This is a genomic window from Mesorhizobium sp. M7A.F.Ca.CA.002.05.1.1, assembly GCF_003998335.1.
Lineage (GTDB): Bacteria > Pseudomonadota > Alphaproteobacteria > Rhizobiales > Rhizobiaceae > Mesorhizobium.
This window is the reverse complement of sequence record NZ_RZQI01000142.1, coordinates 1-9,693: the sequence shown is the minus strand read 5'-3', so window position 1 is coordinate 9,693 and position 9,693 is coordinate 1. Positions and strand designations below refer to the sequence as shown.

The window sequence follows — 9,693 nt, the reverse complement described above, 5'->3', positions numbered from 1 at the left end:
TTACGAGCCGCAAGCAGGATCAGCCGATCATGCGCGCAACCGAGATCGAGCGAGAAGTCGACCGAGCCGAAGGCGACGGCAACGACGTTGGGCATGGCCAATATGTCCGGCAAGTTGGCGAGACCGACGGCGCTCTCGACCAGCGCGATGACGGAAACGCTGCGTGCCATGTGCCTGGCCATATCGGCAATGTCTTCCGGACGTTCGGCCTTGGGCAGCATGACGGAGACGCCGTCAAGGCGCCGCACGGCAGCGATGTCCGCCTGGTGCCAAAATGTGCCGGCGGCATTGATGCGGACCACGACCGCGGATTTCAGCGCGGCTGCATGAGCAACGACCGCTTCCCGAGCGCGGTCCTTGTCGCCAGGGGCGACGGCATCCTCGAGGTCTAGAATGACTGCGTCCGCGCCGCTGCTGTCGGCTTTGGCAAACCGCTCAGGACGTGAGCCCGGCACGAATAGCGGCACGACAGGCGTGACGAAGCTCACCATTGCGCCGTGGCTTTCACCGTCACATGGCTGTCGGACGACCGTGCCTCGAGAGCCATGCCGTCCTGGCCTGGGGATGTTGCGCTCAGAAGCAGGCGCTGCGGGCCAGTCGCCGGATGGACGCCGCGGAATGAGAAACGGCGCGGCGACTGACCGACAATGGCGGCGGCGAAGTTCATCAGCAGCGTCGCCTGCAGCGGGCCATGGATGACGAGCCCGGGATAGTGCTCGACCCCCGTGGCATAGGGCGCGTCGTAGTGGATGCGATGCCCGTTGAACGTCAGCGCGGAATATCGAAAGAGCAGCACGGGATCGATGTCGATCGTGCGCTCGTGCGATGCGGCCAGGGGCGAATTGGCCGGCGGGGCAGGGGACGCAGCAGCGGCTTCGGCGCCGCGATAGACGATGATCTGGTCCTCCTCGATGACCGGACCGGAATCGTTGGCGATGTCGTGCCGGACCGTGACGAAGGTGAGCGGGCCGGTGCGGCCCTGCTTCTCCTCGATGGCGGCCAACGTCGAGCGGCGGCGGATGCGGTCGCCAGAGCGGATCGGCGCCATGAAACGCATGTCGCTGGCAGCCCACATGCGACGCGGAAGCGGCACCGGCGGCAGGAAGCCGCCTTTGGCCGGGTGCCCGTCAGGTCCGAGTTCTCGCATGGCGGCAATGTCGGGCGCCAGGCACCAATGCAGTCCGGGCGCGGCCGCGCCCTCGGCAGTCTGCGCCGCGTGGTCCCCAAGCGTGGCGCCAAAGCTGGCCAGCAGGCGCGGGGTCACAACATCCTCGACCTCGTGCGTGCGTCCAACCCATTCCTGCAGTGTGCTTGTGTCCAGGCTCATGAGGTCCTCGTCAGGCGGCGAATTCGGACCGGATCCGGTCCGTATCGGCGCCAAGCGCGGGGACGCTTGGAACCGTTGCAAATCCCTCCGGCCGCCCTGCCGGCTTGGGTACTGCGATGCGCTTGCCGTCCGGCAGTGCCACCTCCGTCCGGCGGAGCGCCTTGTGGTGCGGCAGGTCGCGCATTGCACTCACCCGGCCCCAGGCGATCTGCGCCTCGTCGAGACGGCTTATGGCCTCGTCGCAGTCGATTGCCGCGAAGATCGGTTCGATCTCGGCGTCGAGCGCCGTGCGGTTGGCAACCCGCCAGGTGTTGGTGGCGAAGCGTTCGTCGGCGAACAGATCCTGCCTTTGCAGCACGAGCGTGCAGAAGCGCTTCCATTCATTGTTCTGCTGGATGGACACGACCACGCTGCCATCCCGACAGGCATAAGGTCGATAGGGGTAGATCGAAGCATGCGCCAGGCCATATCTCTGCGTCTCGCGGCCCGCATATTCGTAGTGCAGCAGCGGCACGGTCATCCAGTCGGCCATGGCGTCGAACATGGCAATCTCGACAATGCGGCCGCGCCCGGTCTTCTGGCGCGCCAGCAAGGCTTCGAGGATCGCTGCATGGGCATTCATGCCGGTGGCGATGTCGGCGGCGGAAACCCCGATTTTGCTTGGCGTGTCCGGCGTGCCGGTAACGGCGCAGATGCCGCTTTCGGCCTGCACCAGCATGTCGTAGGCGCGCATGGCCGCGTAGGGCGTGTCCTGCCCGTAGCCGACGATGTTGATGGCTATCAGCCGAGGAAACTCTTTCGCAATTGTATCGGCCGAGAGGCCGAGCCTGTCGATGGCGCCCGGCACGAGATTCTGCACGAGGACGTCGGCGCGCGCGACCATCCGGTGCAGGAGAGCCAGGTCGTGCTCACTCTTCAGGTCGAGCACCGCGCTCTCCTTGCCGCGGTTGAGCCAGACGAAGTAAGCCGACATGCCTTCCACTGCGGAATCGTAATGACGCGCGGTTTCGCCTTCCGGACGCTCGATCTTCACGACGCGTGCGCCGGCATCGGCAAGGCGGACCGTGCAGAGCGGAGCGGCGACGGCCTGCTCGATCGAAACGACAAACAGGCCCTCCAGTGGGCGGGCGCCGTCAGACATTGCGCTGCACTCCCGAGCGCGCCAGCACACCAGGCTTCAGCCGCTCGTTCTTGCCGTAGTCCTCGGCGGCGTGGAAGAACAGATGCGGCGTGCCATCAATGTCCTCGAGCCTCTTGCGGTAGGCGTCCAGATAGGCCTTGCGGCCATCGTCGCCGACGCGGCCCGGCATGTAGGCGACGAAGGGCGGCAGCACGTCGAAGCCGGAATAGCGCAGCAGACCATTGTGGATCGGCCACAGCACGGTGAGGATGTCGCCATCGATGCCGTCGGGCGCGTAGGTGTCGGCCGACGTGCCCGTGGTGGCGGCCACCATGGCGAGCTTTCCCCTGAACATGCCGGTGTCGTATTTGCGGCCCGGCAGATAGGCGAAACCGCGCGCGAAGACGCGATCGGCCCAGCCCTTGAGCATTGCTGGCATTCCGAACCACCAGACCGGGAACTGGAACAGCACGAAGGCCGCCCGCTTCACCTTTTCGATCTCTGCACTGATATCGGCCGACAGTGCGCCGGCCTCGTAGGCGGCGGTCTGTTCGCGCGGCAGGCTGAAGAAGTCCGGATCGTTACGCTCGCCCGATACGTCGCCCGGCCCTGCGACAGGATTGAAGCCCATCGCATAGAGGTCGCTGACGACCACATCGTGGCCTGCGCGGGTCAAGGTTTCCACGGCCAGATCCTTCATGGCGCCGTTGAAGGATTTTGCTTCCGGGTGTGCATAGACGATGAGGACGTTCACGGACGACTCCTAGTAGGAACGCGGCAGTCCAAGCACGTGCTCGGAAAGGTATGACAGGATGAGGTTGGTCGAGATCGGCGCGACTTGATAAAGACGCGTCTCGCGGAACTTGCGCTCGACATCGTACTCTTCCGCGAAACCGAACCCGCCATAAGTCTGGATGCAGACATTGGCTGCTTCGTTCGAAGCGTCGGCCGCCAGCATCTTGGCCATGTTCGCTTCGGATCCGGGGTTCTTGCCGGCCTCGTAGAGGCTCAGCGCCTCGCGCACCATCAGTTCGGCCGCGCGCATGTTGGCGTAGGCCCTTGCGATCGGAAACTGGATGCCCTGGTTCTGGCCGATCGCCCGGCCAAACACATGCCGCTCCTTTGCGTAGGTGCTGGCCTTTTCGATGAACCATTTCGCATCGCCGATGCATTCGGCTGATATCAGGATGCGCTCGGCGTTCATGCCCGAGAGGATGTAGCGGAATCCCTTCCCCTCTTCGCCGATCAGGTTTTCGGCGGGTACGCGCAGATCGTCGAAGAAGACCTCGGTGGTGGCATGGTTCATCATGGTGCGGATCGGCCGGATTGTGAGGCCGTTGCCGACGGCTTCGCGCATGTCGACGATGAGGACGGAGAGGCCGTCGGTCTTTTTCATGCCGTCCTTCAGCGGTGTGGTCCGCGCCAGCAGCAGCATCAGATCCGAATGCTCGGCGCGGCTGGTCCAGATCTTCTGGCCCTTGACCACGAAATGATCGCCATCGAGGCGAGCAGTGGTCTTGAGCGCCCCCGTGTCGGTCCCGCTGCTCGGTTCGGTGACGCCGAATGCCTGCAGGCGCAATTCTCCCGCGGCGATCTTCGGCAGGTATCGCTGCTTCTGGGCTTCCGAGCCGTGGCGAAGAAGCGTGCCCATCGTGTACATCTGGGCATGGCAGGCGCCACCATTGCAGCCGGCGCGCTGGATTTCCTCCAGCACGGCAGCGGCGGCCGAAAGCGGCAGGCCCGAGCCACCATATGCCTCCGGGATCAGGATCGAGAGCCAACCGGCCTGCGTCAACGCTGCGACGAAGTCGCCGGGATAGGCCATGTCCCTGTCGAGTGCGCGCCAGTATTCTCCGGGAAAGCGCGTGCACAGCCTGGCGACGGCATCGCGAATGTCCTGATAGGCTTCCATGAGGTTTGTCCGGGTTTTCGTCTTGCTGCGGGCCTCACTATCGCGCCTCCGTGCCCTGTCAGCAATGCAGGGCGGACGTGAGCAGATATAACGGAATTCTAATGCTTATGGTGGAGGGCCGAGAAGCTGGCCGACCCAGACGGCCCGCCCGACAAGATCCTTGGCGATGTCCTCTATCGCTTGTCCGGCAAACCGCGCGAGCCGCGAGGCAGGCCGGTCCGCCGGGTAGGCAAGGATCAGGCGGCGCACGGGCACCGGATCGATCAATGGCGCGGCGGTGAGCAGCCCGGCGGTCACATCGGCATGGATAGGGGCGAGCGGCAGGATCGTCCAGCCATGGCCGTTGCGCACCAGGTCCTTCAGCGCCGAATAGGAGTCCGCTTCGATGCCGACATCGAGCGTGATGCCGGCATCCGTGGCGCAGCGTTCGACGATGATGCGTAACCCGTGCTTGATGCTGGGCAGCAGCAGGCGCTTGCCGGCGAGCGAGGCGAACGACACGGCGCGCACGGTTGAAAATCCCGCATCCGGCGGTCCGATCAGGAAGAGGTTTTCCAGGAGCAGCGGGCGCGAGCGCAGCGAACGCGCCATGCGCGGGTCGTAGAGTACCGCGACGTCCACCTCGCCGCGGTGCATCCAGTCCAGCAGATAGCCGGTGTAGGCGCTGACAAGTCTGAGCTTCGCCTTGGGATGGGCCTTGCCGAAGGCGGCCGCCAGCGGCAGCGAAATAATGTCGGCAACGGTGGGCGGCAGGCCGATGGCCACTTCGCCGGTCAGCGGCGCATCGGCGGGTGTGGCCGTGGCGCGGATCTCGTCGATCTCGGCCATCACGCGCATGGCGTGCGCCAGCACCTCCTTGCCCTGCTCGGACAGCACCATGCCGCGTCCGTGGCGCAGGAAAAGGGCAAAGCCCAATTCCTCCTCCAGCATGCGCACCTGCCGGCTGAGCGCCGGCTGCGCAATGTGCAGCCGGTCGGCGGCCTTGCTGAGGCTGCCGAGTTCGGCGACATGGATGAGGGTGCGTAGCTGCGATAACTCCATGAGCTATCGAATACCATTATATCTGATCACGAGAAAGAGACGAAGATTGCATCGGTCAAGCGCGCTAGTCTAATGCCAGTCCAATATCTCGGAGATGCAAGGTGACGGCGAGCATACAAGCAAAACCTCCGGAAGCAGCAGCGCTTGCCGCCGCTCCGACCGTGTCTGAAAGGCAGTGGCCGGATCAGGTCTATGAGGTGCTCAAGGCTGCCGGCATCAGCCACATGTCCTATGTGCCGGATGCCGGTCATACCACATTGATCCGCCTTTTCAGTGAGGATCCCGAAGTCGTCACCAATGTGCTGACGACGGAGGAGGAGGGCATCGCCATCGCAGCAGGCTCCTGGCTCGGTGGCAAGCGGAGCGTCGTGCTCATGCAATCCTCCGGTGTCGGCAATTGCATCAACATGCTGTCGCTTCCCGTGCAGGCGCGCTTCCCCTTGCTCGTCCTGGTGACGATGCGGGGCGAATGGGCCGAGTTCAACCCGTGGCAAGTGCCGATGGGGCAGGCGACGGAGGCGTCGCTGAAGGCGATCGGGCTCAGGGTGCTGCGCGCCGAAACCGGTCCCGACCTGGTGGAGACGGTGGCGCAGGCAGCCTTGATGGCTTTCGACGCCGACCAGCAGATTGCCGTGCTGATCGGGCAGCGGCTGCTCGGCAAGAAGAAGTGGTGAGCGACATGAATTTGCCGACGATGGACCGCCGGGTTGCGGTGAAGAAGCTGCTTGACGCCCGTGACGGCGCCCTGGTCGTGACCGGTCTCGGCTCGCCGAGCTACGACGTGCATGCCGCCGGCGACCGCAACGACAACTACTATCTCTGGGGCGCCATGGGGGGTGCTGCGCTGATCGGCCTCGGGCTTGCCCAGGCCCAACCCGACAAGCGGGTCATGGTGATCACCGGAGATGGCGAACAGCTGATGGCGTTCGGTTCGCTGGCGACGATCTCGGTGGCGCGGCCGAAAAATCTCGACCTGATCGTGCTCGACAATCAGCATTTCGGCGAGACCGGCATGCAGTCCAGCCATACCGGCAAGGGCATTGGTTTCGACAAGGTCGCGGCCGCTTGCGGTTTTTCGAAGACCGCCGAGCTGCGTACGCTGGAGGAGGTCGACATGCTCTGTGGAGCACTTCGGCGCCCGGCCGACGGTCCGCGCCTTTTCGTGCTGAAAATCACCGCCGAGAACCTGCCGCGCTCGCTGCCGCCGCGCGACGCGGTCGAGGTCAAGAACCGTTTTCGCGCCCATCTGGGCTTTGCCACCTGTTGAGGACCGATATGGCGCTGGTTAGTTTCCAGAACACGGTCGGCGGTCGGTTGCAATCGACAGCCGATACATTCGAGAGCCATGATCCGTTCACCGGCAGGCCCTGGGCGCTGATCCCGCGTGGAGGAGCGAGCCAGGTGGACGCCGCCGTGGCGTCCGCGAAGGCAGCATTCCGGTCGAAGGAATGGGCCGGCATCACGCCGACCGCGCGGGGCAAGCTGCTCGTGCGGCTGGCCGATCTGATCGCCGAGAACGTAGATCGTATTGCCGCCATCGAGACGCGCGACAATGGCAAGCTGCTCACCGAAATGACGGCACAGCTGCGCTATATCCCGGAATGGTTCCGCTATTTCGGCGGTCTTGCCGACAAGATCGAAGGGTCGGTGCTGCCGATCGACAAGGCTGGCATGTTCGCTTTCACCCGCCACGAGCCGCTGGGTGTCATTGCAGCGATCGTGCCCTGGAATTCGCCGCTTTTACTTCTGACATGGAAGCTCGCGCCGCTGCTGGCGGCAGGCAACACTGTCGTCATCAAACCGTCGGAACACGCCTCGGCCTCGACGTTGGAGTTCGTGAAACTGTTTGCGCGGGCAGGCTTCCCGCCCGGCGTGGTCAACACCGTTACCGGCATGCCGCTTGATGTCGGCGCGCCACTCGTCTCTCATCCCGACGTCGCCAAGATCGCCTTCACTGGTGGTGAGCCTGGCGGGATCGCGGTCTATCGGGCGGCTGCCGAACAGCTAAAGACCGTCACGCTGGAGCTCGGCGGCAAATCGGCCAACATCGTCTTCGACGACGCCGATATCGAGAGCGCGGTCAACGGCGCGATCTCAGGCATCTTCGCGGCCAGCGGCCAGACCTGCATCGCGGGTTCGCGGCTGCTGGTGCATCGCAAAATCCACGACCGGTTCGTGGAAGGCGTCATAACGCTGGCGGCCAGCGCTCGATTGGGCAATCCGGCGCTGCAAGAGACGCAGGTCGGGCCGATCACCACGCAAGCCCAGCGCGAGAAGGTGCTGTCCTATCTCGGCATCGCGCGCCGCGAGGGTGCGCTTTGCGTGCTGGGCGGCGGCAAGCCGGCCTCGGGTGAATTGGCCGAGGGCTGGTTCGTCGAGCCCACCATCTTCACCGGCGTGAACAACACCATGCGGATCGCGCGTGAGGAGGTGTTCGGGCCGATCCTGTCCGTCATCCCCTTTGACGACGAGGACGAGGCCTTCGCCATTGCCAATGACAGCCCCTATGGGCTGGCGGCGGGAATATGGACCAGCGACATGGGCAGGGCGCTGCGCGGCGCGGCCGCGATGGAAGCGGGGATGGTCTGGATCAATTCATACCGTGCCGTCTCCTACATGGCGCCCTTCGGCGGCTACAAGAGGAGCGGTATCGGGCGCGAAAGCGGGCAGGACGCCATCAATTCCTATCTGCAGACCAAGACGGTGTGGATAGACACCGCCGGCAAGACCGCCAATCCCTTCGTTATCCGCTAGGCTAGGCTTCGGTGGGAGAATCCCCATTCCTAGCCAAGCTCGGCCCATGCTCCCTGAGACGGTGGCCGACTTACAAATGATCGAAGGATTGGACATGAGACAGGCAGGCAAGGTGGTGGTTGTCACAGGCGCGGCGCGCGGCATCGGACGCGCTTGCGCGGAACGCTTTTTGGCCGAAGGCGCGAAGCTCGTGCTCGGCGACATCGATGCCGTGGAGTTAAAAAAATGTGCCGCTGAAATCGGTACCACCGACAGCGTCCTGGCGGTCGTCACGGATGTCAGCAAGAAGGACCAGGTCGATGGGCTGATTGCAGCGGCGGTGGCGAAGTTCGGCCGTGTCGACATCATGGTCAACAATGCCGGCATCGCTCCGGTCCAGGACTTTCTCGACATCACAGAGGCGGACTACGACAGGGTTCTCGCCGTCAATCTGAAGGGCGCGTTCATGGGCACCCAGGCCGCAGCCCGCCAGATGATCGCGCAGGGTGGAGGCGGCGTCATCATTAACATGTCGTCGATCAATTCGGGCCTCGCCAACCCGCGTGTCGCCACCTACGCGATCTCCAAGGGCGGCATGAACCAGGTCACCAGCACCGCCGCCGTCGCCTTCGCTCCCCATGGCATCCGCGTGGTCGGTGTCGGCCCGGGCACCATCGCCACGGACATGGTCATGGACGGGACATTCATCGATTCGGAAGAAATGAGACGGGCAGTCCTTTCGCGTACACCGCTCGGGCGCCTCGGCACGGCAGCCGAGATCGCCTCGGTCGTGGCATTCCTGGCCAGCGACGACGCTTCCTACATCACCGGCGAGACGATCTACCCCGACGGGGGGCGCCGCGTTCTGAACTATACGGTCCCGATCAAGGAGTGAGAAGAATGGGGAGTGACGACATGGGCAATTTCGACAAGCTGCATCACATCTGCATCGTCGTGCACGATATCGACAAGGCGCAGGCCTATTATGACTCCATCGGCATCGGGCCATGGGAGTCCTATCCGCCGCTGGCCGAATACGAAGAACTCCAGGTCCCAAGCCCCGAGGGTTTCAAGGCGATGCAATACCGGATTTGCAACTTGCCGAACGTTCAGCTGCAACTGTGCGAGCCGAACGGCGATCCTTCACCGCAGCGGATTCATCTCAATGGCAAGGGTGAAGGCGTCTTCCATATCGGCTTCGAGGTTCGTGATGCGGATGCAGCCGAGGCCAAGGCGCAGGACGACGGGCTTCCCGTGCTGATGCGCGGGCGCCGGGAAAACCGCACCGGCTTCACCTATTACGATACGGCCGACAAGGCGGGCGTGATCCTGCTGACCCGGGCGACCAATCTGCCCGGCAAATGATCTTCGCGCGAAGGATTGGGGCTGGACAAGGAGACGGGGCGACTGATCAGCTGCCCCGCAATTCCTCAAGCCGGTCGACCAGGAATTTGCCGCTGGTGATGATATGCATTTCCAAAAGGCCGACGGCGCGCAGCGTATCCTTGGCTTCGCACAGGTCGATGAGTTGCCAGTGGTCGCGGTCGGACTGTGCCTGGA

The 9,693-nt window shown here is 64.1% G+C and carries 11 protein-coding genes; 5 read left to right on the top strand and 6 right to left on the bottom strand.

Features of this window, described 5'->3' with window-relative positions; translation table 11 throughout:
• The 6 genes from EN939_RS10055 to EN939_RS10030 all read right to left on the bottom strand — a co-directional run.
• Window positions 1-491: HpcH/HpaI aldolase/citrate lyase family protein (locus tag EN939_RS10055; protein ID WP_245473072.1), on the bottom strand; the 491-nt coding region annotated here is incomplete at its 3' end.
• On the bottom strand, window positions 485-1,327 hold the full coding sequence (locus tag EN939_RS10050) for an FAS1-like dehydratase domain-containing protein (protein ID WP_127267895.1): 843 nt from the start codon (window positions 1,325-1,327) through the stop codon (window positions 485-487). The genes EN939_RS10050 and EN939_RS10055, both read right to left, overlap by 7 nt.
• 10 nt (window positions 1,328-1,337) lie before the next feature.
• Window positions 1,338-2,468 carry a CaiB/BaiF CoA transferase family protein gene (locus EN939_RS10045; RefSeq protein WP_127267894.1) on the bottom strand — a complete coding sequence of 377 codons (1,131 nt, stop codon included), beginning with the start codon at window positions 2,466-2,468 and terminating at the stop codon, window positions 1,338-1,340.
• Window positions 2,461-3,201: an NAD(P)H-dependent oxidoreductase gene (locus EN939_RS10040; RefSeq protein ID WP_127267893.1), complete on the bottom strand. Its 741-nt coding sequence runs from the start codon at window positions 3,199-3,201 to the stop codon at window positions 2,461-2,463. The genes EN939_RS10045 and EN939_RS10040 overlap by 8 nt, the downstream gene beginning before the upstream one ends.
• 9 nt (window positions 3,202-3,210) lie before the next feature.
• Window positions 3,211-4,359 carry an acyl-CoA dehydrogenase family protein gene (locus EN939_RS10035; RefSeq protein WP_127267892.1) on the bottom strand — a complete coding sequence of 383 codons (1,149 nt, stop codon included), beginning with the start codon at window positions 4,357-4,359 and terminating at the stop codon, window positions 3,211-3,213.
• Between the two features lie 105 nt (window positions 4,360-4,464).
• The gene (locus EN939_RS10030) at window positions 4,465-5,400 is read right to left on the bottom strand and encodes a LysR family transcriptional regulator (protein ID WP_127267891.1); all 936 of its coding nucleotides are present in this window, start codon (window positions 5,398-5,400) and stop codon (window positions 4,465-4,467) included.
• A 161-nt stretch (window positions 5,401-5,561) separates the two neighbouring features.
• Here EN939_RS10030 and EN939_RS10025 point away from each other — a divergent pair, with 161 nt between their 5' ends.
• The 5 genes from EN939_RS10025 (at window position 5,562) to EN939_RS10005 (ending at window position 9,498) form a co-directional block, all read left to right on the top strand.
• Window positions 5,562-6,074, top strand: a complete 513-nt coding sequence (locus EN939_RS10025; protein ID WP_164748823.1) for a thiamine pyrophosphate-binding protein — start codon at window positions 5,562-5,564, stop codon at window positions 6,072-6,074.
• 5 nt (window positions 6,075-6,079) lie between these two features.
• Window positions 6,080-6,667 (top strand): thiamine pyrophosphate-dependent enzyme, encoded by a 588-nt coding sequence (locus tag EN939_RS10020; RefSeq protein WP_127267896.1) that lies wholly within the window; start codon window positions 6,080-6,082, stop codon window positions 6,665-6,667.
• 8 nt (window positions 6,668-6,675) lie between these two features.
• The gene (locus tag EN939_RS10015; RefSeq protein WP_127267889.1) at window positions 6,676-8,154 is read left to right on the top strand and encodes an aldehyde dehydrogenase; all 1,479 of its coding nucleotides are present in this window, start codon (window positions 6,676-6,678) and stop codon (window positions 8,152-8,154) included.
• A gap of 94 nt (window positions 8,155-8,248) precedes the next feature.
• Entirely contained in the window at window positions 8,249-9,028 is a 780-nt protein-coding gene (locus tag EN939_RS10010) for an SDR family NAD(P)-dependent oxidoreductase (protein WP_127267888.1), read from the top strand.
• Between the two features lie 20 nt (window positions 9,029-9,048).
• A complete protein-coding gene (locus EN939_RS10005) occupies window positions 9,049-9,498 on the top strand; it encodes a VOC family protein (RefSeq protein WP_127267887.1) in 450 nt (149 codons plus the stop codon).
• Window positions 9,499-9,693 lie beyond the last annotated feature (195 nt).

Bases quoted from the DNA above. Each gene is read 5' to 3' on its own strand.
- EN939_RS10030 (WP_127267891.1), bottom strand. From the start codon at position 5,400: ATGGAGTTATCGCAGCTACGCACCCTCATCCATGTCGCCGAACTCGGC.
- EN939_RS10005 (WP_127267887.1), top strand. From the start codon at position 9,049: ATGGGCAATTTCGACAAGCTGCATCACATCTGCATCGTCGTGCACGAT.
- EN939_RS10050 (WP_127267895.1), bottom strand. From the start codon at position 1,327: ATGAGCCTGGACACAAGCACACTGCAGGAATGGGTTGGACGCACGCAC.
- EN939_RS10045 (WP_127267894.1), bottom strand. From the start codon at position 2,468: ATGTCTGACGGCGCCCGCCCACTGGAGGGCCTGTTTGTCGTTTCGATC.
- EN939_RS10015 (WP_127267889.1), top strand. From the start codon at position 6,676: ATGGCGCTGGTTAGTTTCCAGAACACGGTCGGCGGTCGGTTGCAATCG.
- EN939_RS10035 (WP_127267892.1), bottom strand. From the start codon at position 4,359: ATGGAAGCCTATCAGGACATTCGCGATGCCGTCGCCAGGCTGTGCACG.
- EN939_RS10010 (WP_127267888.1), top strand. From the start codon at position 8,249: ATGAGACAGGCAGGCAAGGTGGTGGTTGTCACAGGCGCGGCGCGCGGC.
- EN939_RS10020 (WP_127267896.1), top strand. From the start codon at position 6,080: ATGAATTTGCCGACGATGGACCGCCGGGTTGCGGTGAAGAAGCTGCTT.